22 protein-coding genes are annotated in these 25,958 nt (G+C 71.3%); 12 read left to right on the forward strand and 10 right to left on the reverse strand.

Translation table 11 applies throughout. From position 1 onward, the window contains the following. Positions 1-143: 143 nt before the first annotated feature. The 4 genes from VZL07_RS06545 (at position 144) to VZL07_RS06560 (ending at position 5,666) form a co-directional block, all read left to right on the forward strand. The gene (locus VZL07_RS06545) at positions 144-896 is read left to right on the forward strand and encodes a lysophospholipid acyltransferase family protein (protein ID WP_426754483.1); all 753 of its coding nucleotides are present in this window, start codon (positions 144-146) and stop codon (positions 894-896) included. A 34-nt stretch (positions 897-930) separates the two neighbouring features. Then, positions 931-2,082 (forward strand): THUMP domain-containing class I SAM-dependent RNA methyltransferase, encoded by a 1,152-nt coding sequence (locus tag VZL07_RS06550; protein ID WP_426754484.1) that lies wholly within the window; start codon positions 931-933, stop codon positions 2,080-2,082. A gap of 87 nt (positions 2,083-2,169) precedes the next feature. Beyond that, positions 2,170-3,849 carry a hypothetical protein gene (locus VZL07_RS06555; RefSeq protein WP_426754485.1) on the forward strand — a complete coding sequence of 560 codons (1,680 nt, stop codon included), beginning with the start codon at positions 2,170-2,172 and terminating at the stop codon, positions 3,847-3,849. 137 nt (positions 3,850-3,986) lie between these two features. Then, on the forward strand, positions 3,987-5,666 hold the full coding sequence (locus VZL07_RS06560; RefSeq protein ID WP_426754486.1) for an RluA family pseudouridine synthase: 1,680 nt from the start codon (positions 3,987-3,989) through the stop codon (positions 5,664-5,666). 59 nt (positions 5,667-5,725) lie between these two features. Here the strand turns inward: VZL07_RS06560 and VZL07_RS06565 are convergent, their stop codons facing one another. Together VZL07_RS06565 and VZL07_RS06570 are read right to left on the reverse strand one after the other, a co-directional pair. After that, positions 5,726-6,733 (reverse strand): class I SAM-dependent methyltransferase, encoded by a 1,008-nt coding sequence (locus VZL07_RS06565; protein ID WP_426757246.1) that lies wholly within the window; start codon positions 6,731-6,733, stop codon positions 5,726-5,728. After that, a complete protein-coding gene (locus tag VZL07_RS06570) occupies positions 6,643-7,209 on the reverse strand; it encodes a NifU family protein (RefSeq protein WP_426754487.1) in 567 nt (188 codons plus the stop codon). Before VZL07_RS06570 ends, VZL07_RS06565 begins: the two co-directional genes overlap by 91 nt. Before the next feature lie 187 nt (positions 7,210-7,396). Here VZL07_RS06570 and VZL07_RS06575 point away from each other — a divergent pair, with 187 nt between their 5' ends. The 5 genes from VZL07_RS06575 (at position 7,397) to clpA (ending at position 12,319) form a co-directional block, all read left to right on the forward strand. After that, a complete protein-coding gene (locus VZL07_RS06575) occupies positions 7,397-7,966 on the forward strand; it encodes a DUF2378 family protein (protein ID WP_426754488.1) in 570 nt (189 codons plus the stop codon). A gap of 26 nt (positions 7,967-7,992) precedes the next feature. Further along, positions 7,993-8,433 (forward strand): hypothetical protein, encoded by a 441-nt coding sequence (locus tag VZL07_RS06580; protein ID WP_426754489.1) that lies wholly within the window; start codon positions 7,993-7,995, stop codon positions 8,431-8,433. Positions 8,434-8,499: 66 nt separating this feature from the next. Then, entirely contained in the window at positions 8,500-9,660 is a 1,161-nt protein-coding gene (locus tag VZL07_RS06585; RefSeq protein WP_426754490.1) for a GNAT family N-acetyltransferase, read from the forward strand. Between the two features lie 40 nt (positions 9,661-9,700). After that, positions 9,701-10,024, forward strand: a complete 324-nt coding sequence (locus VZL07_RS06590; RefSeq protein ID WP_426754491.1) for an ATP-dependent Clp protease adaptor ClpS — start codon at positions 9,701-9,703, stop codon at positions 10,022-10,024. A 3-nt stretch (positions 10,025-10,027) separates the two neighbouring features. Next, complete coding sequence (gene clpA, locus VZL07_RS06595; RefSeq protein WP_426754492.1) at positions 10,028-12,319, forward strand: ATP-dependent Clp protease ATP-binding subunit ClpA; 2,292 nt, start codon at positions 10,028-10,030, stop codon at positions 12,317-12,319. A 91-nt stretch (positions 12,320-12,410) separates the two neighbouring features. Here clpA and VZL07_RS06600 read toward each other — a convergent pair whose 3' ends face one another. The 8 genes from VZL07_RS06600 to fabI all read right to left on the reverse strand — a co-directional run bounded on the left by VZL07_RS06600 (position 12,411) and on the right by fabI (position 21,302). Then, positions 12,411-14,006, reverse strand: a complete 1,596-nt coding sequence (locus VZL07_RS06600) for a methyl-accepting chemotaxis protein (RefSeq protein ID WP_426754493.1) — start codon at positions 14,004-14,006, stop codon at positions 12,411-12,413. Between the two features lie 27 nt (positions 14,007-14,033). Further along, positions 14,034-15,104 carry a chemotaxis protein CheB gene (locus VZL07_RS06605; RefSeq protein ID WP_426754494.1) on the reverse strand — a complete coding sequence of 357 codons (1,071 nt, stop codon included), beginning with the start codon at positions 15,102-15,104 and terminating at the stop codon, positions 14,034-14,036. Continuing rightward, positions 15,101-17,260 carry a hybrid sensor histidine kinase/response regulator gene (locus VZL07_RS06610; protein ID WP_426754495.1) on the reverse strand — a complete coding sequence of 720 codons (2,160 nt, stop codon included), beginning with the start codon at positions 17,258-17,260 and terminating at the stop codon, positions 15,101-15,103. Before VZL07_RS06610 ends, VZL07_RS06605 begins: the two co-directional genes overlap by 4 nt. Beyond that, on the reverse strand, positions 17,250-17,798 hold the full coding sequence (locus VZL07_RS06615) for a chemotaxis protein CheW (protein WP_426754496.1): 549 nt from the start codon (positions 17,796-17,798) through the stop codon (positions 17,250-17,252). Before VZL07_RS06615 ends, VZL07_RS06610 begins: the two co-directional genes overlap by 11 nt. Next, the gene (locus VZL07_RS06620) at positions 17,795-19,036 is read right to left on the reverse strand and encodes a CheR family methyltransferase (RefSeq protein ID WP_426754497.1); all 1,242 of its coding nucleotides are present in this window, start codon (positions 19,034-19,036) and stop codon (positions 17,795-17,797) included. The genes VZL07_RS06615 and VZL07_RS06620 overlap by 4 nt, the downstream gene beginning before the upstream one ends. Beyond that, entirely contained in the window at positions 19,033-19,899 is an 867-nt protein-coding gene (locus VZL07_RS06625; protein ID WP_426754498.1) for a response regulator, read from the reverse strand. Before VZL07_RS06625 ends, VZL07_RS06620 begins: the two co-directional genes overlap by 4 nt. A gap of 5 nt (positions 19,900-19,904) precedes the next feature. Continuing rightward, positions 19,905-20,291, reverse strand: coding sequence for a response regulator (locus VZL07_RS06630; RefSeq protein WP_426754499.1), 387 nt, complete (start codon positions 20,289-20,291; stop codon positions 19,905-19,907). Between the two features lie 192 nt (positions 20,292-20,483). Beyond that, positions 20,484-21,302 (reverse strand): enoyl-ACP reductase FabI, encoded by an 819-nt coding sequence (gene fabI / locus VZL07_RS06635; protein ID WP_426754500.1) that lies wholly within the window; start codon positions 21,300-21,302, stop codon positions 20,484-20,486. Positions 21,303-21,512: 210 nt separating this feature from the next. Between fabI and VZL07_RS06640 the strand changes: the two genes are divergently transcribed. From VZL07_RS06640 to VZL07_RS06650, 3 genes are all read left to right on the forward strand, one after another. After that, positions 21,513-24,392, forward strand: coding sequence for a 2-oxoglutarate dehydrogenase E1 component (locus VZL07_RS06640; RefSeq protein ID WP_426754501.1), 2,880 nt, complete (start codon positions 21,513-21,515; stop codon positions 24,390-24,392). Next, positions 24,382-25,578: a 2-oxoglutarate dehydrogenase complex dihydrolipoyllysine-residue succinyltransferase gene (odhB, locus tag VZL07_RS06645; protein ID WP_426754502.1), complete on the forward strand. Its 1,197-nt coding sequence runs from the start codon at positions 24,382-24,384 to the stop codon at positions 25,576-25,578. Before VZL07_RS06640 ends, odhB begins: the two co-directional genes overlap by 11 nt. A 157-nt stretch (positions 25,579-25,735) precedes the next feature. Further along, complete coding sequence (locus VZL07_RS06650; protein ID WP_426754503.1) at positions 25,736-25,942, forward strand: cold-shock protein; 207 nt, start codon at positions 25,736-25,738, stop codon at positions 25,940-25,942. Positions 25,943-25,958 lie beyond the last annotated feature (16 nt).

The following is a 25,958-nucleotide window of genomic DNA, read 5'->3' on the forward strand; positions in this document are numbered from 1 at the left end:
AGCGTTGGCTGCACGACGGGACGCCCAGCGGGCGGGGCGCCGGGCGGTGTGGGTGCTGACGAGCGACCCTCATCGGAACTACATCTTGACGAGGAACGTTGAGGGCGTGGGGCTACCATCCCCGGGCCAGAGGCGATTGACACGTGCTGCGCATTCTCTTCTTCCTGTTGTCGAAGCTGCCGGACGGAGCCCGCCAGCAGGCGGTCCGTGCGTTGATGGATGGCGTCTGGAATGCCCTGGCGACCGAGAAGGTCCTCGGGCGGGAGTACATCCCCGACCAGCCCTGCCTCTTCCTCTGCAACCACCTGTCCAACGCGGACGGCTTCACGCTGGACCGGGCCTTCCGGCCACGCAAGGTCGTCTTCCTGGCCGGGGTGAAGCTGCAGAGCACGGTGATGACGCGCCTGGCGTCGGAAACGATGGAGACCATCGCCATCCGACCCAACTCGCCCGACATCGAGGCCATGCGGCGGGCGCTGGAGACGCTCAAGGCCGGCAAGTCCGTGCTCATCTTCCCGGAGGGCGCGCGCAGCCGCACCGGCGCGCTCACCCAGGCCAAGAAGGGCCTGTCGTTGATTGCCAAGCGCGCGGGCGTGCCGGTGGTGCCGGTGGCGCTGCAGGGCACGGAGAAGCTGATGCCCATCAACGACTCCGACATGGGCGGCGAGCGGCTGTTCAAGGCCGACGTCACCGTCCGCTTCGGGCCGCCCTTCCGCGTGGAGGAGCTGGAGGCGGAAGTGGCCAACGCGGAGGACTCGCGGCAGGCGCTGGTGGACGCGATGATGCGCAAGGTCGCCGAGCTGCTGCCGCCCCAGTACCGCGGCGTCTACGCCGACGACCCGCCTCCCGCGTCCGCGCCGACGAGCTGGGAGCGGCCCTCCGCGCCCGCCCCCTGAATGAGGCATTGCGGCGCGCGCCGGGACGCGGACAATGGCGCCTCCCGTGACGCACGCCCCCCACGACGAACAGCTCTTTGTCTCCACCCTCCCCGGCCTGGAGCCCGCCCTGGAAGCGGAAGCCGCCGCCCAGGGCTGGAGCCCACGCCGCGTGGACGGCGGCGTGGAGCTGGAGGGCCCCGCGGGCCTGCACCAGGACGCCAACCTGCGCCTGCGCACCGCCAGCCGCGTCCTGCTGCGCGTGGGGCGCTTCCGCGCCGGGGACTCCGACACCCTGACGGACCAGCTGGCCGCGCTGGACCTGTCGCGCGTCTGGGATGGCCGGGCGCCCCCGAAGCTGTCGGTGAGCCTGCACCGCTCACCGGTGCCGGGACCGGACGTGGTGTTCGACGCCGCGGCCTACGCCTGGGGGCTGCCCGCGGTGGAGCGCGCGGGGCCGCTCGACGATGAGGGCGGAGGCCCGGGCCTGACGCTGCTGGTGCGCGTGGAGGGCGACGCGTTCACCGTGAGCGCCGACACCAGCGGCGAGCCGCTGCACCGCCGGGGCTACCGCCAGGAGGTGAGCCGCGCGCCGCTGCGTGAGACGCTCGCCGCCGGCATCCTGCGGTTGGTGGGCTACACCGGCGCGGAGCCGCTGGTGGACCCGATGTGCGGCTCGGGCACCTTCCTGGTGGAGGGCGCGTGGATGGCCATGCGCCGGGCACCGGGCCTGCTGCGCGCCTTCGCCTTCGAGACCTTCCCCGCCTTCGACGCCGCGGCCTGGGCCGGGCGAAAGGCGCGCGCGGAGGCGGAGGCCCTGCCCTCTCCCGGTGCGGCGCTTCACGGCTACGACATCAATGCGGGCTCACTGGGCACGGCGCGGCGCAATGCGCGGCGCGCGGGGGTGACGCTCGCGCTGGAACGCCGGGACGTGCGGACGTTGCAGGCGCCCGTGGAAGGCCCCGGGCTGGTGGTGGCCAATCCGCCCTACGGCAAGCGCGTGGGCGAAGCCGAGGACCTGCCCGCGCTGTACCGGGCCCTGGGAAATACGCTGAGGAGCGGCTTCACCGGGTGGCGCGCGGCGATCATCCTTCCCGACGATGCGACGCTGGTGAAGGCCCTGGACCTGCCCGGCGCGCGGAGCCTGCCGGTGCGCAATGGCGGGCTCCGGTGCCGCCTGCTGCTGACGGGGTCTGGGATGACGTGAGGGGCCCACTCGTGGCCGAGAACCGCCCGCGGGCCTTCCACGCCCCTATGTCACTGACCGGGGCGCTCGCCTATCGTCCCCCCGCCCATGTCTCCACCCGCGGCCTCCCGTTCCCCCACCCGCGCCTCGCGTGTCCTCCAGGGCTGGCTCCCGTTCGCGAGCGCCTGGGCGCTGGTGGTCCTGGCGGCAATCCACCTCCTCGCGCGCTTCAACGCGCAGGCGCTGGACGTCTCCACGCTCTTCTCCGCGGACAACCTCTATCTTCCGTCCCTCTACCGTGACCTCTTCGAGGAAGGCGGCCGGTGGGCAGGATGGAAGCTCACGCCCGCGCCCTACTTCTTCCCGGACATGGGCCTCTACTTCGCGCTCGATGCGCTGACCGGGCCCGTCGTCCATGCCCTCGTCGGCTATGCCCTCGCCCAGTGTGTGTTGCTGGGGCTGGCGGCGCAGTGGCTCGCGCGCACCGTGGCGCCTCACGACACGGCGGCGCAGGCCCAGGCGCTGGCGGTGGGTGTGGTGGCCGCCCTGCTGCTCGCGTGCGCGGAAGGCCGCCTGGAGTTGATGCAGTACGCGGCGCTCAACGCCACGCACTTCAGCCTCGTGCCCCTGGTGGCCGTGGCGCTGGCGCTCCTGCTGCGCGCCGTTCGCGACCGCTCCCGGCTGGCCCCGGGGGCGCTCGCGCTCCTGTGCGTTCTGGCGTCGGCCTCCGACAGCCTCTTCGTCGTCACCTTCACCGCGCCCGCGCTGCTGTGCCTGGGAGGAATGGCCTGGCTGGGACGCCCGGGCCTGTCCCCTCGGTGGGTCGGAAGCGTCGCGGGCCTGGTCCTCCTGGCCACGGTCGTGGGCAGCCGCGTGCCCCGCTGGCTCTCCCCCTGGCGGACCGGGGGCTTCACGCGGGCGCGCCTGACGGAGGCTCCGGAAGCCCTGGGGCGCCTCGTTGAAGCGATGGGAGAGCAGTTCCAGGCGTCTCCCGCCGTGGGGATGACGTGGGTGCTCCTGGTGCTGCTCGCGGCCGGCTGCGTGGTGTCGCGTCGGGCGTGGGCGGCCCCTGGCTCGGAGCGCTGGGCGTTGTACGCGCTGTGCCTCTTCATCGTGCTGGTGCTGGGCACCACCCTGGGCGCGGTGGTGTTGACGGGACAGTTCGAGAACAAGGGGAACTTCCGCTATCTGCTGGTCCCTGCCCTCCTACCGTTCCTGTTGCTGGCATTCCTCCCCGCGCTGCTCCAACACGAGCCCCTGCGGCGGGCGCTCTCCGTGGGCGCGCTCGGGCTGGTGGCGGCGGCCCTGGCCGGCTCGATGCTGCGCCACCCCTGGCGTGCCGAGGGCCCCCTCACCTCCGGCTTCCATCCCCCACTCGTCGAATGCCTGGACGCGCGCCGCGCTCGGCACGGCCTGGGCTGGGGCGTGGCTGACTACTGGGTCGCGAAGCTGGTGACGACGTTCTCCCGCACCGGGCTGCGGGTGCATCAAGTCCTGCCCGACGGCCGCCTCTACCATTGGATCAACAACCTGGACTGGTATCTGGGGCGGCGCGGCGACGACTCGGACTACACCTTCGTCATCACCCAGGGGCTGTCCACGGACGCCTTCACCGCGAAGTACGGCGCGCCGCGCGAGGTCTTCCACTGCGGTGGGTTCGAGGTCTTCCTCTATGGCCGCGACCTGGACGCGCCCCTGCGCGCTCAATTCGCACGGGAGACGAAGCTCCTGGAGCCGGCCCGGGCCGGAGGCGAGCCGTCCCCCACGGGCCATGCGCGCCCCGAGTGAGGGAGGCGCGGCACGTCACATGCCCACGCCTGCGACGCGCTTCGCCCGTCACGGCGAGGCCGCCCGCTCGCTGGAAGCGGCGCCGCGCATCACCAGGCGGCATGGGCCTCGCCGCCAAGCCGTGGTAACGCAACATCGTGGAAACGGGGTTCACGCCTTTCGAGCCGCAACCTCTCGCCGAGGACCTGCCTGGGACCTTTCCCAGCCCCTTCGACGAGGGGCCACCGCATGCGCTGGCGCGCCGCGCCGCGGAGCTGCTCCAGGGGGAGCTGCGCGCGGGGCACATCGCGTCAGGGATTGCGGCCTCGTGCCTCGACACTTCCGAGGGCGGAAAGATGTTCGGCGTCCTCGTGGTCCAGGCCCCCGACGGACGCGTCGGCTTCCTGCGGGCCTTCTCCGGAATGCTGGCCGGACGGTGGGACCTCCCAGGCTTCGTGCCTCCGCTCTTCGCGCGTCATGAGCGCGAGCAGCTGGAACCCGCGGGCGAGGCCCAGGTGAAGCGCCTGCTTGCCCGCGAAGAGGCCTTTCGGACGTCGACCGAGCTCACCTCCGTGGTCGCCCAGCATGATGCGCTGACCACGAGCCACGCGGCGGCTCGCGCGGCCCTGCGGACAACGCACGATGCCCGGCGAAAGCAGCGTCATGCCCGGCGCGCGGACATCTCGGCCTCCGCCTTGCTGGGAGAGGAGGAGAAGCGCGCGGCGCTGCATGCGCTCGACCAGGAGAGCCGTGGGGACAAGGCGGAGCTGCGCAGGCTGGAGGCCGCGCATGCCGAGGAACAACGGGCGCTCACGCCCAGGCGAGTACGACTGGAGCGGCGGCTGCGCGCCATGGAGCGGCTGCGGCGCATCGTCTGCCGGGCGCTGATGAAGCGCCTGCACGACACCTATGGGGTGCCCAATGCCCGAGGCGAGCGCCGGCCGCTGCGAAGCCTGTACCCGGGAGGCGAGCCCCCCTCGGGCGCGGCGGACTGCGCCGGCCCCAAGCTCCTGGCGCATGCGCTCACCCTCGGGCTCCGTCCACTGGCGCTCGCCGAGTTCTGGTGGGGCGCGCCTCCTCCCTCGGGAGGCCGCGCTTCCGGCGCGTACTATCCCGCGTGCAAGGACAAGTGCGGTCCCCTGCTGCCGTACATGCTGGACGGACTCCGCGTCTCGGCGCCCCGTCCCTTCGTGCCTCCGGCGCTGGCTTCACGGGAGTTGGACCTCGTCTTCGAGGACGAATGGCTCGTGGTGGTGGACAAGCCCGAGGGGCTGCTCTCCGTGCCCGCGAGGGACGCCTCCGTCGAGGACTCCGTGCTGGCGAGGCTGCGCGCGCGGTACCCCGGTGAGCCAGGGCCGATGCTCGCGCACCGGCTCGACCTGGACACGTCGGGACTGCTCGTCGCGGCCAGGGACCCCCGCACGTACACGGCCCTGCAACGGCTGTTCGCCGGGCGCCAGGTGCACAAGCGCTACGTGGCCTGGGTGGAAGGCGATGTCCGAGGTGAGCGCGGCACCATCGACTTTCCCATGCGCGTGGACCTCGACGATCGGCCCCGCCAGATTCATGACCCCGTGCACGGAAAGCCCGCGGTGACGGAGTGGCACGTGCTCGAGCGGCGCGACGGCCGCACGAAGGTGGCGCTCTTCCCACTCACGGGAAGGACGCACCAGCTGCGCGTCCATGCTGCACATCCGCTCGGCCTGGGGGCCCCCATCGTGGGAGACCCGCTCTACGGCCATCCAGGCACGCGGCTGCACCTGCATGCGGAAGCGCTGGAGTTCCAGCACCCCGTCACGGGGCAGCGCATCACCTTGGAACGCCCCGCCCCCTTCTGACGCTTCGGACGTGAACGCTGGCGGCACCGGCCCGGCGGCCACCAGCGACGCCGTGCGACTCACGCGTCGGCGTTGGACGCTGGCGGCACCGCCTCCGCGGTATCGGACTCCGACGCGTCGACGTCGCCCCCGGCGGGAAGCGCGGGCTTCACGCCCAGCTCGCGCGTCAGCTTGGGATTCACGCCCGTCTCCGCCAGCAGCCGCTCCAGCTGCACGCGCGCCCGCCGGTTCTCCCGGTGGACCCGGCGGCCCAGAATCAGCTCGTTCTTCAGCGAGTGCTCCCACCCCGTCAGCTCCGTCACCGTCACCTGGTAGCCGAAGGCCTCCAGCGTCAGCGCGCGGATGACGTTCGTCAGGTGCGAGCCGAACTCGCGCCGGTGCCACGCATGCGCGTACAGGAGCGACAGCGTGCCGCTTCCGGCCACGACGGGGCGCTTCTCCTTGAGCTGCGCGGCCACCTCCGCCTGGCAGCACGGCACCACCGCCACGTGGTCCGCCCCGTGGCGGATGGCCGCGACGAGCGCGTCATCCGTGGCGGTGTCACACGCGTGCAGCGCCATCAGCAGGTGGATGCGCTCCGGATACCGCGCCGTGTCGATGTGGGCCGTCTGGAACTGCATCCGCGTGAAGCCCAGCCGCTGGGCCCGGCCCTGGGCCCGCTCCGTCAGGTCCGGTCGTCCCTCGATGGACAGCAGCGTGCCGCTGGCCGCGTTCTTGAGGTACAGCTCGTAGAGGACGAAGCCCAGGTACGCGTTGCCGCTGCCCGCGTCCACCATCACCGCGTTCGGGTGGCGGGCCTGCACGTCTTCAACCGCGGGGCGCAGCAAGCCCATCAGGTGGTTCACCTGCTTGAGCTTGCGCAGCGCGTCCGCGTTGAGGTGTCCCTCGCGCGTGAGCAGGTGCAGCTCGCGCAGCAGCGCGGGGGACTGGTCCGGCAGCAGCTCCCGCCGGACCTGCGAGGCTTTGACGTTGCGCCTCAGACGGACACCACCTCGAGGACCTCGGGAATCATCTCCCGCAGGCGCCCCTCGATGCCCATCTTCAGCGTCGCCGTGGACGACGGGCAGCCCGCGCACGAGCCCTTCATGTGCAGGTAGACGATGCCGTCCTCGAAGCGGTCCAAGGTGATGTCGCCACCGTCCATGGCCACCGCCGGGCGGATTTCGTTGTCCAGGATGTCCTGGATGCGGCCCTCCACGGAGCCCCCCGCGCCCTGCCCCGCCGCCTCGCGCGCCGCCGCCACCGCCGCCTCGTCCACCACCGGCTCGTTGGCCGTCAGGTGGGTGTCGAGCGTGGCCATCACCTCGTCATTGAGCTCGTCCCACTCACCTTCTTCACCCTTCGTCACCGTCACGAAGTTGGTGCCAATCATCACCGCCGTGACGCCACGCACGTCCATCAGCTTGTGCGCCAGCGGCGACTTCGCCTGGGCGTCCTCACGGTTCGTGAAGTTCACCGCCCCGCCCGCCAACAGCCGCCGGTCCACCACGTACTTCAGCGTGCTGGGGTTCGGGGTCCACTCGAGCTGGATGTTCACCGACATTCAAATCTCCTTGGACGTCACCTCTAAGGCGCTCGCGGCCCCATAGCAACACGGCTCGCAGGCTGGCAATCACCAGGCCCGCCCGCCCTCGTCCGGCTGACACCCTGCATCAATCCGAGCAAAACAGGAACTCATCCCGGTTTTCGCCTAGGGTCGGCGCATGCACGCCCCCAGGGGAGCCCCGTCGATGCTGCTGACGCACTCGCGACCGCCCATGCCCGCGACGGCGCCCCCACCCCGGGTGCCCGCCAGCGTGATGGAGGGGCTCTTCGTCCGGGGGCTCCAGGCCGAGGGGCGGCTGGCACGCGGCCTGGAGGCACTGGGCTACGACAGCCGGCGGCCCGAGCTGGACTACCCCATCGAGCTCTGGCAGCGCGCGGTGGCCCTGGCCCGGCAGGAGCGCTACCCGGAGCTGGGCGACGAGGACGCCTACCGGCAGCTCGGCCGTCTGGCGGTCGACGGCTTCGCCCAGACGCTGGTGGGCCGCGTGGCCGCGGTGGCCCTGCCCATGATTGGCCCGGCGCAGGCGCTGGAGCGGGTCCCCCGCTACCTGGCGATGATGGGCCGCTCGGACATCGACGTCACGCTGGCCACCGAGGGTGAGCGCGCGCGGAGGGTGTCGCTGTCGGACCGCTACAACCGCCCGGACCTGATGGCGGGGGGACTGGAGGGCCTGCTGATGCTGGCCAACGCCCGCCCCCGAATCACCGTGGAGGAGCGCAGCGCCAGCGGCTACCGTCTGTCCGTGCGCTGGTAGCCCACCGGCGCCGTCCGGAGCACCGCGTGTCCTATCCTCCCAGACTGGCCCACCTCGCCACCCGCGCCGTGGTGGTGGCGAAGCTCGCTCCCACCTACGCGCGGGCCCACCACATCGACGAGGAGGAGGCCGCGCAACGGCTGTCCAGCGCGCTCTCCGGAAGGCTGTTGCCGTCGCTGCTGGAGGCGACGTGGACGGCCATGCGCGGCAAGTCGAAGCGGCTCACCGATGACGGGCTGGTGGAGAAGGTGGCCACCACCCTGCGGGAGCGCCCCCTGCGGCCGGGCCGCGTCGCCCCGGTGGGCCCGGCGCTCAGCGCCTTCCTCATCCTGGTGGACCTGGAGGTGGGCACCGCGGGTGACGCCGCGCGGCGGGTGATGGAATCGGACGAGGGTCGCCGCCGCGGGGCAGAAGGATTGGCGGAAGCCGGACGCTTCCTCGCCACGGAGCTGACGCGCGGGAAGTAGCCCCGGTCAGTCGTGGCAGCAGCGGGTGCGCATCGTTATAGGCTCGCCCTGGCCCAGGCTCCGACGATGTCCACCCCGCTCCCCACGACGCTGCGCATCCTGCGCTCCATCACCGAGCTCCCCCGCGCCGCGTGGGATGCGCTGGTGGACAGCCGGGCCGTGCCCTTCCTGGAGTGGACGTTCCTCGCCGCGCTTGAGGAGAGCGGCTGCGCGGTGCCGGAGCGGGGCTGGCATCCCCGCCACCTGACGCTCTGGCGCGGCTCGCGCCTGGTGGCCGCCGCGCCCGCCTACCTCAAGGACGACAGCGACGGCGAGTTCGTCTTCGACAGCCCCTGGGCCACCGCCGCCGAGCGCGCCGGCCTGCGCTACTACCCGAAGCTCGTCCTCGCCGTCCCCTTCACCCCCGCCACCGGGCGGCGCGTGCTGGTGGCCCCGGGCGAGGACCGGCCGGCGCGCGAGGCCGAGCTGTACGCCGCCGCCCAGGAGTACGCCCGCGCCGAGCGCCTGTCCGGCGTCCACGTCCTCTTCCCCACCGAGGAGGAGCTGCCCGTCCTGGAGGAGCAGGGCTTCGCGGTGCGCCTGGGCGTGCAGTACCACTGGCACAACCGCGGCTACCGGACGATGGAGGACTTCCTCGCCCGCTTCCACGCCCGGCGCCGGCACCAGCTCCGCCGGGAGATGCGCGTCCTGGGCGAGCGGGGCCTGCAGGTCCAGACGCTGCGAGGCGACGCGCTGGCGGCGGTGGACCCCGGCACCGTCTACCGCCTGTACGCCAGCACGGTGGACAAGTATCCGTGGGGCCAGCGCTTCCTCACGCCGGACTTCTTCGCCCGCCTGCTCGCCCGCTTCCCGCACCGCTGCGAGTGGGTGGAGGCGCGCCAGGAAGGCCGGCTGGTGGCTGGTGCGTTCAACTTCACCGGTGCCAACGTTCTGTATGGCCGTTATTGGGGCTGCTTCGAGGAGCACCCCTTCCTTCACTTCAACGTCTGCCTGTACCACCCGGTGGCGGAGGGCATCGCCCGCGGGTTGGAGCGCTTCGAGCCGGGCGCGGGCGGAGAGCACAAGCTCACCCGGGGCTTCGAGCCGCGCCTCACGTACAGTGCACACCTGCTGCTCCACCCAGGCATGGACAAGGCCGTGCGCGCCTTCCTGGCCCACGAGCGAGCAGCCGTCGAAGGGGGCCTGCCCCAGTGGCGGGCCGAGACAGGTTTCAAGGAGGGGGACTGAGCGTCCTCCCCCTGTTCAGCAAAGGGAGTCCGAACGACTTATGGCGCAGAAGCATGAGCACGATACCTCCGTCATCACGGAGACCGTCCCCAAGCAGAAGCTCAAGAAACCGCCGCTCTACAAGGTGCTCCTGCACAACGACAACTACACGACCCGGGAGTTCGTCGTGGCCGTGTTGAAGGAGGTCTTCCACAAGTCGGAGACGGATGCCGTGCAGATCATGCTGCACGTTCATTACAACGGAATCGGGGTGGCCGGCGTTTATACGTACGAGGTCGCCGAAACGAAGATTCAGACGGTGGAGGCCGCGGCAAAGGAGCACGACATGCCGCTACGGCTCTCCATGGAACCCGAGGAAGGTTGAAACGTGGCAGGACCGCTGATTGCCAAAGAGCTGCAGGCCAGCTTCCGCACCGCCCTGGACGAGGCGCGGAAGATGCGCCACGAGTACCTGACGCTGGAGCACCTGCTCCTGGCGCTCACGAAGGACGCGCGCACGCGTGAGGTCCTCAAGGGGTGCGGGGCCAACGTGAAGCAACTCCAGGAGCGCCTGGTCTCCTTCCTGGAGGAGACGGTCGAACGCCTGCCCGAGGGCGTGGACGCCGAGCCCCAGCAGACCATCGGCGTGGAGCGCGTGCTCCACCGCGCCGCCATGCACGCGCTGTCCGCCGAGCAGAAGCTCATCGACGGCGGGGACGTGCTGGTGGCCCTGTTCCGCGAGGACGAGAGCCACGCGCTCTACCTGCTCCAGCAGGAGGGCGTCACCCGGTTGGATTTGCTCAACTACATCTCCCACGGCGTCACCAAGGACGGCGAGGGTGAGGGCGAGGAGGGCACCGGACACGCCGCCCCCGCGGGCGACGACGACGAGGGCGAGTCCCCGAAGAAGAGCCCGCTCGAGGCCTACACCGTGCAGCTCAACATCGAGGCCAGGGAGGGGCGCATCGACCCGCTCATCGGCCGCGAGAAGGAGCTGGAGCGCACCATCCAGGTGCTCTGCCGCCGCCGGAAGAACAACCCGCTCTACGTGGGCGAGGCGGGCGTGGGCAAGACGGCCATCGCCGAGGGCCTGGCCCTGCACATCCACGAGGGCCGCGTGCCCGAGGTGCTGAAGGACGCCGTCGTCTACTCGCTGGACATGGGCGCGCTGCTGGCGGGCACCAAGTTCCGCGGCCAGTTCGAGGAGCGGCTCAAGGGCGTGCTCAAGGCGCTGAAGGAGCAGCCGAACGCCATCCTCTTCATCGACGAAATCCACACCATCGTCGGCGCCGGCGCCACCAGCGGCGGCTCCATGGACGCGTCCAACCTGCTCAAGCCCGCGCTGGCCAGCGGCCGGCTGCGCTGCATCGGCTCGACGACGTACCAGGAGTACAAGTCCGCCTTCGAGCGGGATCGGGCCCTGTCGCGGCGCTTCCAGAAAATCGAGGTCGGTGAGCCCTCCGTCGAGGACACCATCCTCATCCTGGAGGGGCTGAAGAGCCGCTACGAGGAGCACCACGGGGTGAAGTACCAGCCCGAGGCCATCCGCGCGGCGGCGGAGCTGTCCGCCAAGCACATCAACGACCGCTTCCTGCCGGACAAGGCCATTGACGTCATCGACGAGACGGGCTCGGCCGAGCGCCTCAAGCCGGAAGGTCAGCGCTCGGGCACCGTCAGCGGCGCGGACGTGGAGGCCGTGGTCGCGAAGATGGCGCGCATCCCCGCCAAGAGCGTGTCCGCCAGCGAGGGCGTGCAACTGCAGAACCTGGAGAAGGAGCTCCAGGGCGTCATCTTCGGGCAGGACACCGCCATCAAGGACCTGGTCAGCGCCATCAAGCTGGCCCGCTCCGGCCTGCGCGCGCCGGAGAAGCCCATTGGCTCGTTCCTCTTCTCCGGCCCCACGGGCGTGGGCAAGACGGAGCTGGCCAAGCAGCTGGCGCAGGCGCTGGGCGTGGAGTTCCTGCGCTACGACATGAGCGAGTACTCGGAGAAGCACACGGTGAGCCGGCTCATCGGCGCGCCGCCGGGCTACGTCGGCTTCGACCAGGGCGGCCTGCTCACGGACGCCGTGCGCAAGCACCCCTACGCGGTGCTGGTGCTGGATGAAATCGAGAAGGCCCACCCGGACCTCTTCAACATCCTGCTCCAGGTGATGGACCATGCGACGCTGACGGACAACAACGGCCGCAAGGCCGACTTCCGCAACATCGTCCTCATCCTCACCACCAACGCGGGCGCCCAGGAGATGAGCACCAAGGCCATTGGCTTCGGCGACCTCGCGAAGCCGGCGGACGCCACCCGCGCGAAGAAGGCGATTGAGCGCACCTTCACGCCGGAGTTCCGCAACCGCCTGGACGGGTGGATTCTCTTCTCCGGCCTGCCGCCCGAGGTCATCCTCAAGGTGGTGGACAAGGAGGTCCGCCTCCTCCAGAAGATGCTGGACGAGAAGAAGGTGAAGCTGCAGCTGACGCCCGCCGCCCGCGCGTGGCTGGCCGAGCACGGCTACGACCCTGCCTTCGGCGCGCGGCCCATGGCCCGGCTGGTGGACAACTCGCTGAAGAAGCCGCTCGCCGAGGCGCTCCTCTTCGGCGACCTCAAGCATGGCGGCACCGCCCACTACGACGTGGAGGGCGACGGCCTCAAGCTGCGCACGGAGCCCGCCACCGCCGAGGTGGCGTAGTCCCCTGCCCGCGCTGGCCGCGGACACGACAAGGCCCCGGTCCCCACATTGGGAGCCGGGGCCTTCGTCTGTCCGGAGCAGCGGCGGCGCGCTACTCGACGCGGTAGCTCTTCACCGCGCTGGAGAGCTGCTCGGAGATGATTTGCAGCGTGGTGGCGGCCTCGCCGGTGGAGCCGATGCGGGCCACCGTCTCGTCCATCATCTTGGACAAATCGTTCACCGCCAGGGTGATCTGGTTGATGCCCACGTTCTGCTGGCTCACCGCCGCGGCAATCTGGCGGACGGCGGCGGCGTTGTCCTGGACGATGGAGGACAGCTCGCGCAGGTTCTGCCCACTGGTGCGCACCTGGGCCAGGCCCGCCTCCATGCGCTCGGCGCCGCGCTCGGTGATTCGCACCGCGGCCGTCACCTGGTTGGCGATGTCGTCCAGCAGCTCGCGCACGCGCGTGGTGGCTTCGATGGACTGGTCCGCCAGGGCGCGGATTTCGCGCGCCACCACGCCAAAGCCCTTGCCGTGCTCACCGGAGCGGACGGACTCGATGGCGGCGTTGAGCGCCAGCATGTTGGACTGGTCCGCCAGGTCCTTCACCGTCTGGGTAATGCCGCCAATCTGCTGCGTTCGCTCGCCCAGCTCGACGATTTTCTGCGCAATCTCCCCCACCTGGACACGGATGTCATTGAGCCCCGCCATGGTGAGCTCGATGGAGGCCTCGCCCGACTTGGCCAGCGTGTCGGCGCGCTCGGCCACCGACAGGACGCTCTCCGCCTTCTGCGCGGCCAGCATGGACGTCTGCTTGATTTCCTGCGCCGTCACCTGCGTCTCCTGCAGCGCGGCGGCCTGCCGGGAGATGGTCTGCGCCTGCTCCGTGGAGGACGTGTTGAGGTGCTCGGTGGACTGGGTGAGGGCCACCGCGGCCTGCTGGAGGTTGACCGTCACCTCGCGCAGCCGCGTCACCATCTGCGAGAAGGAGCTGGCCAGCCGCCCCACCTCGTCGCCGCTCGTCACCTGGATGGGCCGGGTGAGGTCGCCGGACTCCACGATGTGGCCGGCCACCTCCGTCAGGCTCTTGAGCGGACCGACGATGCTGCGGCCGAAGAGCGCGGCCACCGCCACGCCGAGGGCCACCAGCAGCACCGCGAAGCCCACCATGCGCACGCGCAGCGCGGACACCAACCCGTCGATGTGGTCCCGGGACACGCCCACGTGCACCGCGCCCAGCCGCCCCCCGGCCACCGGCGCCACCACGTCCAGGGCGCGCAGGCGCTGGCCGCCCGCGTCCACTTCCAGCACCGTGCCCGCGCCCGACGTCGCGACCGCCTCCTTCAGCGCGTCCGGGAAGCCGTCGGTGAAGGTGTGGGCCACCACGTTGCCGGTCGCATCCTGGATGAAGGCGTAGGCCAGGTCCGAGTGGCCGATGCTGGAGTCCAGCATGGGCTGGAGCGCGCTGGCCCCGGCCACCACGCCCTGCTCCGCCGCCACGGCGAGCCCCCGGGCCACGTGCCGCCCCGCGCCCAGGTAGCTGTCCACCAGGTCGCTCTCCAGCCGCCGCGTGGCGATGCCGGTGAGCAGGGCGGCCGCCGTCGCGCTGATGAGCGCCGTGACGAGGACGAACTTGGGCGCCAGCCCCAGCGACTGGCGGAACTGCTGCGACAACTGGGTGGCGAAGGACTGTTGCGGTTGGCTCACGGAATCACCTGAAGCACGAACAGGGGCTCACCGGAGGGAACCTCCCCCCTCGGTGCGTCCGCCCCGGAAGGGGACGAACGTACAGCTCTGCAGGATGAGCTCCGGCAGCGACGCAAGGGGCACGCCCTGGTCGGTGGCCTTCAGCTCGAGCGCGACGCGTGGCATGCCAAAGACGACGGAGGAGGCCTCGTCCTGCGAGAAGGTGACGCCGCCCGCCTTGCGGATGGCCAGCAGGCCCCGCGCGCCGTCCTCCCCCATGCCGGTGAGCACCACCCCGCCGCTGCGGCGGCCGAAGGCGGAGGCCAGCGACAGCAGCATCAGGTCGCCGCTGGGACACGGCCCGCCCCGGCTGGGCTGCAGCCGCGCCAGGCCCGCGCCGTCCACCACCAGGTCGTGCCCGTCCAGCGGGAAGTACACATGGCCCGGCTCCAGCCGCTCGCCGTCCCGGGCGATGGCCACCGGCAGCTGCGTCACCTGCGACAGCCAGCGCACCATGCCCTGGGTGAAGCCCACGGTGATGTGCTGGGCGATGAGCAGCGGGACGGGCAGGGAGCGCGGCAGCTTGGACAGCACCTCCGCCAGCGCCGGCGGGCCGCCCGTGGAGGCCACCACGCCGAAGATGTCCACCCGGGCGCCGGTGGGCAGCGGCGGCGCCACGGCCGGGCGCGCGCGGCGGGAGATGACGGGCACCTCCGCCATCAGGCACACCGAGTGCGCCAGCTCCTTGCCCCAGCGGCGCAGCTCCTCCGCGTTCGTCACGTTGGGCTTGCCGATGAGCTCCAGCGCGCCGGCGCTCATCGCCTGGAAGCCCAGGTCCACGCCACGCTGCTCCGCCACCGCGCTCACCACGAGGATGCGCGCGGGCGCCTGGGACATGATGGCGGCGATGGCGCCCGGCCCGTCCAGGCCCGGCAGCAGCAAATCCATGGTGATGACATCGGGGCGCAGCAGGCGCGCCAGCTGCACGGCGCGGTTGCCGTCCCCCGCACGCCCAACCACTTCGATGCGCGGCTCCTCCGTGAGGAGGGCCGTCAGCATGTTCGCCATGGTGGGCGAGTCGTCCACCACGAGGACCCGGATGGGCCGCTTGACGCTCACGCGCGACTCCCCCGGCGGCTCATGACGTCAAGCACCTCGGCCAGGAGGCGGCCCGCGGCGCACTCGCGCTTGCTGAGGTAGCCGTCCGCACCCGCCCGCAGGCCCCGCTCGCGCGCCACCGCGCTGTCATGCGCGGAGACGAGGATGACGGGCAGCGACGCCGTCTCGGGCCGCTCGCGCAGCTTCGCGATGAGCTGCGTGCCGTCCATCTCCTCCATGTCCAGGTCGCAGATGACGACGTCGTAGGTGTCCGTGGCGAGCCGGTCCAGGGCCCGCGCCCCGCTGGCCGCCAGGTGCACCGTGAAGCCGCCCGCCTCCAGCATGGCCCGGTGCAGCGCCCGCGCGGTGAGCGAGTCGTCCACCACCAGCGCCCGCCGCTGCGCCGTCACCTGCACCTGCACCGTCTCCGTCACCAGCCAGTCCGGGCGGCAGATGAGCAGCAGCTCGCCGCGGCTGAGCGTGGCCGCGCCCTGCCAGGCCGGCACGTCGCGCACCTCGGATGGCAGCGGGCGGATGACCAGGTCCCGGTCCCCCACCACCGCGTCCACCACCAGCGCCACGCGCTTGCCACCGCTCTGCACGATGAGCAGCGGCTGGCCCTCCGCCGGCGGCGCCAGGGCCCGCAGGCCAAGCCGCGCGCCCAAGTCCACCACCGACACCAGCTGCCCCTGGTACTCCAGGTGCGCCCGGCGCTTGCCCAGGCGCAGCGACTCCGCGCGCGCCAGCTGCGTGGCCTCCACCGCCAGCATCGGCAGGCCCACCAGCTGCTCCAGCACGCGCACCACCAGCACCGGCGAGCTGCCCAGGTCCGTGGGCAGCGTGAGCATGAACCGCGTGCCCTGCCCCGGCGTGCTGGCCACCTCGATGCGGCCCTGCATCGACTCCACCGACGCGCGCACCGCGTCCAGCCCCACGCCGCGGCCGGAGGTGTCCGTCACGTCCGTGCGGGTGCTGAAGCCGGGCCGGAAGATGAGGTCCCTCAGCTGGTTGTCGTTGAAGCGCGCCGTCTCCTCCGCGGTGGCGACGCCGCGCTGCTCGGCCACCCGGCGCACCGCCTCCACGTCGATGCCGGCGCCGTCGTCCGATGCCTCCAGGTACAGCAGGTTGCCCTGCTGCTCCACGCGCAGCGTGAGCGCGCCCTCGTGGTGCTTGCCCGCGCGCTCGCGGTCCGCCGGCAGCTCCAGCCCGTGGTCCACGGCGTTGCGGAGCAGGTGCACCAGCGCGCCCTGCAGCTTCTCCAGCAGCCGCCGGTCCAGCGACACCTCGGCGCCCACCACCGACAGCCGCGCCTCCTTGCCCAGCTGGCGCGACAGGTCCCGCACCATGCGCTGCAGCGGGTCCAGGATGGTGCGCACCGGGCGCGTGGTGATGGCCTTGAGGCCATCCTCCAGCGCGTCCACGATGTCGCTCGTCTCCTCGCCGTCGGTGCGCAGCGAGCGCGCGGTGCCGGACAGCGCCGTGCGCGCCTCGGCCGTCTCCGCCAGCAGCCCCTGCTTCGCGAGGAGCTGCGCCGCCCGCTCCAGCTCGCGGCCCCGCTCCTCGATTCGCAGGCGCACCTCGCGCAGGCGCTCCACCTCGCGCATCAGCGCCGTCACCTGCCATGACGACACCCGCCAGCCCGCGTCCGCCGACTCGGGCAGGGCCTCCGGCAGCGAAGCGGGCTCGGCCTGCACGGACACCGGTGCCGGCGAGGACTCCACGGACACCGGCTGCGTCGCCGCGGCGGAGCCCATCGCGGCGGCCTCCTCGGGCGGCGGCGCGTCCGCCACCAGCTGCGCCAGCGCCGCGGCCGGGTCCGGCAGCGCGTCTCCGCGGCCGTCCGCGTGCGCCTGCGCGCGCAGCAGGAAGAGGTCCAGGCCGTGGAGCAGCACGTCCACCACCGGCCGGGGCATCTTCTGCGGATTCGCCTTCAGCGGGGCGAGCGCGTCCTCCAGCTTGTGGGCGATGTCGCTCAGGTCCTGCATGCCGAGCGACGCGGCGCTGCCCTTCAGCGTGTGCAGGTGGCGTCCCAGCCGGACGTAGAGCTTGGTGAGGGCGTCCGTCTCCAGGCCCTCGCGCTCCAGCTCCAGCAGGTCCATGGTGACCTTCTGGACCACCTCCTGGGCCTCGACGGCGAAGCCCGCGACGAGCCCCTGCAGCATCGGATCAACGGGCATGACGGGCTCCCATGCCGCGCGCGGCGGAGAACAGGCGCTTCAGGTCGATGAGGTGGATGAGCTGGCGGTCCTCCGTGAAGACCTCCATCACCGCGCCCTCGGCGCGCACGCGCGCCGCCTCCACCGCGCTCATGGGCAGCGTGGTGGGCCGGGGAATGGCCTCGCAGTCCAGCGCGCACAGCTCGCCGTCGCCGCGGTCCACCACCAGCAGCACCGCCGGGTCCTGCCGCCAGCCGTGGCCGCCCAGGAGCGACGCCAGGCTGAGCGCGGCCAGCACCTGCCCCTGGAAGCGCAGCACGCCCACGACGTGCGGCGCCGACAGCGGCACCGGCGACACCATCTTCAAGGGCAGCGCGGCCCGCAGGGACTCCAGCGAGAGCGCGTAGCGCTCCTCGCCCAGCGGGAACTCCGCAATCCAGTGGACCGCCTCCTCGACGGAGCTCTCCCCCTGCTCTCGCAGGCGGGCCGCGCGCCGCTCCAAGAGCTCGCGCGCATCGGCCTCCTGGGCTTCTTCCAACGTCCGCGGGGTGACCTTCATTCGAGCGCCCCCTGGTTGAGGTAGGCGTCAGCGGACGCCTGGTAGAAACGCGCGGGCAGCGACTCCGGTCCCTCCACGAGCTGGTCGGGCGGCAGGCGCTCGGCGCGCGAACGAAGGGCCCGCATCAGGGGCACGGCGCCCTCCCGGGCCCCGGAGCGCTCCCGCAGCAGCGCCAGCTCCAGGAGCCCGGGCAGGTAGTCCGGGGCCTGGCGCACCAGGGCCTCCAGCACGCTGGACGCCCCCACCTCGTCGCCCTCCTCGATGCGCTCCAGCGCGGTGAGGTGCAGGCGCGTGGGCGGAGGCGGTGGCGCGGCGGGCACCTCGCGCGCCGGGGCGGGCGCCGGCGGCGCGGGCGGGCGGCGCGCGGGCGTCACCGGGGAGCGGGACGCGGCGGCTGCGCGAGACGCGGCGGCGGCGCGGGCGTTGAGCTCCTCGGCCGTGAGCAACCGGAAGGCCTGCAGCTCCGGAGGCCCCTCTCGGACCATGCCCGCGGGGACGCGGTCCACCTCGACGGCGCCCAGGAAGAGCCAGCCGCCGGGGTTGAGCGAGCGCGACAACAGGGAGATGGCCGCGTCACGCGCGGCGGGGGTGAAGTAGGTGAGCACGTTGCGGCAGAGGATGAAGTCGAAGCGGCCGAAGCGCTCGGGCAGCGGCGCCAGCAGGTTCGCCTGGGCGAAGGTGGTGATGCGGCGGACCGCGGGAAGGATGGTGACCTCGCGCTCCCCCGTCTCCGAGTAGAGCGGGAAGAGGCGGGGCGCCGACTCGCGGCGCGACCAGGTGCCGTAGGTGGCGCGCCGGGCGGCCTCCAGGCTGGCCTCGTGGATGTCCGTGCCCAGCACCTCCACCGGGAAGCCGTGGGGCACCGACGCTTGCAGGCACGCGGCCAGCGAGTACGTCTCCTCGCCGGAGGCACAGCCCGCGCTCCAGCCGCGCAGCGCCAGGCTGCCCCGCTGGAGCGCCGCGGGCACGGCCTCGTGGGAGATGAAGCGGAAGTGCTCGGGGTGGCGGAAGAAATACGTCTCCCCCACCAGGGAGGCCTTCACCAGCGCGGACGAGAAGCTGGAGCTCGGGTAGAGCAGCTCTCCCATCAGGTCCACCGGGGTGCGCCCCCGGGCCAGCTCCGTGCGCACGACGCGCTCCACCGCCTCGGCGGCGATGGCGTCGTCGCGAAAGCCGGTGATGCCGGCGACCACCTCCCGCGCGCGGGTGAGGAGGCGCGGGTCGAGCTCTCCGCTCATGCGCTCCGCCTGGCCTCCGCGGCCTCGAGCATCGCGGGCAGCTCCCGCAGCAGCCCCCGCGCGATGAATACCCGCGGGTCCAGGATGGGCAGCGAGCGCCCTCCCAGCCGCAGCATGCCGATGAGCCCCTCGCGCAGCGGCCCATGGTCCGCGCCGCCCACGCGCTCGCGCCGGTCGATGTCCGCCGCCGCGTATTCCTCCGGGTCCTTCACCGTGTCCACCGACAGCGCCAGCGACACGCCCTCCGCCTCGATGACGACGAGCATGCGCTCCACGCGCGTCAGCTTGTGCTCCACGCCCAGGCGCCGCGCCACGTCCAGCACGCACAGCGCCGACCCGCGCACCTCCACGTATTCACGCAGGTAGGAGGGCCCGGTGGGCAGCGGCCGGGTCGCCGGATGCAGCAGCACCTCGCGCACCGCGTCCAGGGGAATCGCGAACTCCAGCTCGCCCACCGTCACGCGCAGCGCCAGCAGCGAGCCGGTGCGCGCCCGCTGCCGCGCGCTCGCCATGGCCTCGCCCACCGTCTGCAGCAGCTCGTCCGCGCGGAAGGGCTTGGCCAGGAACGTCTCCGCGCCCAGGCCCAGGCAGGCCTCGGCGCGCGACTTCTCCGAGGAGATGATGATGACGGGGATGTGGGCCGTGGCCGGGTCCGCCTTCATCCGCTGGAGGACCTCGTCACCGTCCATCTCCGGCATGGACAGGTCCAGCAGCACCGCCGCCGGCTGCAGGCGCCCCACCTTCTCCAGGGCCTCGCGGCCGTTGCTGGCGGTGTGGATGGTGTAGTGGCCGGAGAGGATGGCCCGCTCCAGCGCGAGAATCGCGTCGCTGTCGTCGACGAGCAGCAGGGACGGCAGGCTCACGGCGGTCAGGCCTTGGTGAGGAACTGACGGACCGTTTCCGTCAGCTCGTGGTGGGACACCGGCTTCTGGATGAAGGCATTGGCGCCGGCCTCGGTGCCGCGCTGACGCAGGTCCACGTTCTTCTCGGCCGTCAGCAGCAGGATGGGGACCGACCGGACCTGCGGCATCGAGCTGGCCCGGACCTCCTTCACGAAGGTGATGCCGTCCATTCCCGGCATGTTGATGTCCGCGATGACGAGGCTGACCGGCACCAGCCGGAGAATCTGTAGCCCCCGCGCCGCGTCGTCGGCCTCGACCGTCGAGACCTTGAGGTTCATCAGGTAGATTTTGACGATGTTGCGAACGGTCGGGCTGTCGTCCACCAGCAAGACGTTGGTGCTGTGGGTGCTCACTGTGCGGCGGCTCCTGCGCAGGCCCGCGACGTGCGGAACGTCCTGCGAAACGTTCACGACTCTACCGTGAGGGCTCTCACGTGAGAACTGGGGGGCGGCCCGGCCCGGCATCACTCCGGGCAGGCAGGTGTCGGATGACCCCGGCGCGTATCCCCCCGGGTCCAAATGCTCCCAGGGGGACGCGGGGCGTGCCTACTCGGCGGCGGGCTTGGGCGCGGCCTCATCGGCCTCGGGCGCCGCCGGCGGAGCGCCCACCGCGTGGTAGCCACCGTCCACGTGGATCATTTCGCCCGTGGTGGAGGGCAGCCAGTCGGACAGGAGGGCGCAGGCCGTGCGGGCCACCAGGTCATGGCTGTTCCTGGCGCTCCAGCCCAGGGGGGCCTGCGTGGCCCAGCCCTGCTCCAGCGCCTTGAAGCCCGGGATTCCCTTGGCGGCGATGGTGGACAGCGGCCCGGCGGCCAGCGCGTTCACCCGGATGCCCCTGGGCCCCAGGTCGCGCGCCAGGTAGCGCACCGTGGCTTCCAGGGCCGCCTTGCACACGCCCATCCAGTCGTAGATGGGCCAGGCGACGCGGTTGTCGAAGTCCAGCGTGACGATGGAGCCCCCCTGCGTCATCAGCGGCAGGCACGCCACCGCCAGCTCCTTCAGGGAGAACGTGGAGATGCGGAACGCCGTCTGTGCGCTTTCCCACGGCGTGTTGAGAAAGTTGCCACCCAAAGCATCTTCCGGCGCATAGGCGATGGAGTGCAGCACGCCATCCACCCGATCCCACCGCTGGCGCAGCGACTCGGTGAGCGCGGTGAAGTGTTCCGGGTTGGTCACATCCAGCTCCAGCACCTCGAGCCCGGGCTTGAGGCGCTTGGCGCTCCGTTCAGTGAGGGACTTCGCGCGGCCGAAGCCGGTGAGGAGGACCTCGGCGCCCTGCGCCAGCGCGTGCTCGGCGATGCCATAGGCGAGGGACTGGGGGGTGAGCACCCCGGTGATGAGCAGCTTCTTGCCTTGGAGCAGCATGGAGACGGCCTCTTGCGAGAAGGGGGAAGACAGGAAACGCGCTCTCTAGCACTCCTTCCCCAGGGAACGGTTGAAGTTGCGCTCACGCCGCGCATGAATCCACCTGCTCCCGTGCCGGTGGTGCCGCTTATCGCCCGCCGGGCGGCCGCTACAAAAGTTGCTGCGAAAACCCCCCAACGGGGCGCCCATCCAGTAAAAGACGACACCGCCATGGCGAATTTCCAGGACACGTTCCTTTCCGGCGCCAACATCGACTTCATCGAGGGCCTCTACGCCCGATACCTGGAGGACCCCGCCAGCGTGGATGCGAGCTGGCGCGAGGTCTTCGACCGCAGCAGCGGCGCCGGCCGACCCATCTTCAGCACCCAGCTGCTGGAGCCGGCACCGGCTCCCGCCGCGGGCAAGGCCAACGGGAAGGCGGCCAAGGCCCAGGCGCCCGCCCCCACGGCGGCCCTCGCCGCAGCCACGGCGCCCGCGCAGGACATCGCGCTGCAGGCGCGCGTGGACCACACCATCTTCGCCTTCCGCCTGCGCGGCCACCTGCGCGCGAAGCTGGATCCGCTCGGCCGTGCGCGTCCGGCGCTGGAGCACGTGGCGGACGTGGGGCTGGTGGATGACAGCCACTTCACCGACGCCGAGGCCGAGCAGCTGGTGGAGACCAACGGCGTGTTCGGCGAGCAGCGCGTGCGCCTGCGCGACCTGCTGGCGCGCCTGCGCCGCACGTACACGGACACCATCGGCATCGAGTACATGCACATGCTCGACAGCCAGCGCCGCCGCTGGCTGATGCACCGGATGGAGTCCAGCGAGAACCGCACGGACTTCTCCGTGGAGGAGTGCCGGCACATCCTCACCAAGCTGTCCTACGCGGAGGGCTTCGAGCACTTCCTCCACACCAAGTACGTGGGCGCCAAGCGCTTCAGCCTCGACGGCGGCGAGGCGCTCATCCCCATGCTGGACGCCCTGGCGGAAGTGGCCACGGGCATGGGCCTGAAGGAGATCGTCATCGGCATGGCCCACCGCGGCCGCCTCAACGTGCTGACGAACATCCTGGGCAAGCAGCCGGATCAGATCTTCAGCGAGTTCGACGGGCCCCGGAACCCGCAGGCCTACCTGGGCCGCGGCGACGTGAAGTACCACATGGGCTTCTCGTCGGACCACACCACGCGCCAGGGCCGCAAGCTGCACCTGTCGCTGGCCTTCAACCCCAGCCACCTGGAGGCGGTGGACCCGGTGGTGGAGGGCCGCGTGCGCGCCAAGCAGGACCGCGGCGGCGACACCGAGCGCGGCAGCGTGATGCCGCTGCTCATCCACGGCGACGCGGCCTTCATCGGCCAGGGCGTGGTGCCCGAGACGCTCAACCTGTCCGGCCTCAAGGGCTACACCACCGGCGGCACGGTCCACGTCGTCATCAACAACCAGGTCGGCTTCACCACCGACCCGCACGACTCGCGCTCGTCCATCTACTCCACCGCCATCGCGCAGATGCTGGACATCCCCATCTTCCACGTGAACGGGGACGACCCGGAGGCCTGCGTCCACGTGGCCAAGCTGGTGGCCGAGTACCGCCAGACGTTCAAGACGGACGTCGTCGTCGACCTGGTCTGCTACCGCCGCTACGGCCACAACGAGGGTGACGAGCCCTCGTTCACGCAGCCGGCGATGTACGACATCATCCGCAAGCACCCGACGGTGCGCACGCTCTACGCGGCGAAGCTGGCCGCGCAGGGCAAGATTCCGGCCGAGGAGTCCGAGGCCATCAAGCAGAAGTGCCAGCAGGACTTCGACGCGGCGCTCACCCGCGCGCGCCAGGAGAGCCAGTTCAAGGAGCCCAGCGCGCTGGAGGGCCTGTGGAAGCCCTACCAGGGCGGGGCGCTCAAGAGCGCGCCCAACGTGTCCACCGCGGTGGACAAGCAGGTGCTCTGCGAGGCGCTGCGCAAGCTGTCCACGCTGCCGGAGGGCTTCAACGTCCACCGCGACGTGGAGCGCACCGTCATCAAGAAGCGCCTGGGCATGCTGGACAGCGGCGAGCTGCAATGGAGCGAGGGCGAGTCGCTGGCGTACGCCACGCTGCTCTCCGAGGGCTACAACGTCCGCATCACCGGCCAGGACTGCGAGCGCGGCACCTTCAGCCACCGCCACGCGGTGCTGCACGACGTGAAGACGGGCGAGAAGTTCGTCCCGCTGCGCCAGTTCGTCAGCGGCAACGGGAAGAACGGCTTTCACATCTTCAACAGCCCGCTGTCGGAGATGGGCGTGCTCGGCTTCGAGTACGGCTACAGCCTGGACGTGCCGGACGGCCTGACGGCCTGGGAAGCGCAGTTCGGTGACTTCGCCAACGGCGCGCAGATCATCATCGACCAGTTCATCGCCGCCGGTGAGAGCAAGTGGCGCCGCCTGAGCGGCCTCACCCTGCTGCTCCCCCACGGCTACGAGGGCCAGGGCCCGGAGCACTCCAGCGCGCGCCTGGAGCGCTTCCTGGACCTGTGCGCCGAGGACAACATCCAGGTCTGCTACCCGACGACGCCAGCGCAGATCTTCCACCTGCTGCGCCGCCAGGTGCTGCGCCCGGTGCGCAAGCCGCTGGTCATCATGTCGCCCAAGAGCCTGCTGCGCCGGCCGGAGGCCACCAGCAAGGTGGACGAGCTGGCCACGGGCACCTTCCAGGAAGTCATCCTGGACCGGGTGAACCCCGCGGGCGTGACGCGGCTGCTGCTGTGCAGCGGCAAGGTGTACTACGACCTGGCGAAGGCCCGGGACGAGCGCAAGGACGAGAGCATCGCCATCGTCCGGCTGGAGCAGCTCTACCCGTTCCCCGCCGACGTGCTCGCCGGGCTCATCGCGAAGATGCCGAAGCTCAGCGAGCTGCTCTGGGTGCAGGAGGAGCCGCGCAACGCCGGCGCGTGGCACTTCATGTTCCCGCGCCTGCACGACCTGGCGTCCACGCAGTCGCAGCGGCAGGTGAAGATCGGCTACATCGGTCGGGCCGAAGCCGCCAGCCCCGCCACGGGCTTCCCCAAGACCCACGAGTACGAGCAGCAGCTCATCATCGAGGAAGCCATCCTCCGAGGGACCAAGAATGGCCGTTGAAATCAAAGTGCCCCCCCTGGGCGAATCCATCACCGAAGCCGTCGTCGGCAAGTGGAACAAGAAGCCGGGTGACGCCGTCAGCGCCGACGAGCCGCTCGTCGTCCTGGAGACCGACAAGGTCACCATCGACGTGCCGGCCCCGTCCGCCGGCTCGCTGTCCAGCATCGCCTTCAAGGAGGGCGACAAGGTCCGCGTGGGCGAGGTGCTGGGCCTCATCGAGGCCGGCGCCGGCGCTCCCGCCGCCAAGCCCGCCGCCGCTCCGGCTCCGGCCGCCGCGCCCGCTCCCGCCGCCGAGGCGCCCGCCCCGGCCGAGGCCCGCTCCACGCCCACCGCGCGCAAGGTGGCCGAGGAGAACCGGGTGGACATCTCCCAGGTGAAGGGCAGCGGCGCCGGTGGCCGCGTGCACAAGGACGACGTGCTGGGTCAGCTCAACCGCCCGGCCGCCCCCGCCGCCCCGGCGCAGCCCGCCGGTCCCCGCCCCAACGCCGCCCGCGAGGAGCGCGTGCGGATGACGCCGCTGCGCAAGCGCGTGGCCGAGCGCCTCGTCCAGGCCCAGTCCACCGCCGCCATGCTCACCACCTTCAACGAGGTGGACATGGGCGAGGTGATGGCCCTGCGCAAGAAGTACAACGACAAGTTCCAGCAGAAGCACGGCGTGAAGCTCGGCTTCATGAGCTTCTTCATCCGCGCCTCCGTCGAGGCCCTCAAGGCCTTCCCGCAGATCAACGCGGAGATCGACGGTGAGGACGTCATCTTCAAGCACTACTACGACATCGGCGTGGCCGTGAGCGGCAGCCGCGGCCTGGTGGTGCCGGTGGTGCGCAACGCGGACAAGCAGGGCCTGGCGGAGCTGGAGAAGTCCGTGGGCGAGCTGGGCACCAAGGCGCGCAATGACAAGCTGGCCCTGTCCGACCTCCAGGGCGGCACCTTCACCATCACCAACGGCGGCATCTTCGGCTCCATGATGTCCACGCCCATCCTGAACCCGCCGCAGACGGGCATCCTGGGCATGCACAACATCGTCGACCGCCCCGTGGCCCGCGACGGCCAGGTCGTCATCCGGCCCATGATGTACATCGCGCTCACCTACGACCACCGGCTGGTGGATGGCCGCGAGGCCGTGCAGTTCCTGGTGCGCGTGAAGGAGTGCATCGAGGCCCCGGAGCGCCTGCTCCTCGACGTCTGACGTCAGGTCCGGCATCCGGGCAAGACTTGCATTCCGGGCGGCCGGCTGGACTTCCAGCCGGCCGTTTCACTACAACTGGGAGTGTCTCCCGGTAGTCGGGGGGCGGGAAGAACGGGCGGCTCTCCTCGCGCCGCCCCGCAAGACTGAAGGAAGTGCAATGGCAACCGGTACCGTGAAGTGGTTCAACGACGCGAAGGGCTTTGGCTTCATCACCCAGGACGGCGGTGGTGAGGACGTGTTCTGCCACCACACCGCCATCAACATGGACGGCTTCCGCACCCTGGCCGAGGGCCAGAAGGTGGAGTTCGAGGTCACCCGCGGCCCCAAGGGCCTGCAGGCGCAGAACGTCCGCGCCATGGGCTGACCGCGTCCGCCACTCC

The organism is Pseudomyxococcus flavus (assembly GCF_050038885.1).
Taxonomy (GTDB): domain Bacteria; phylum Myxococcota; class Myxococcia; order Myxococcales; family Myxococcaceae; genus Myxococcus; species Myxococcus flavus.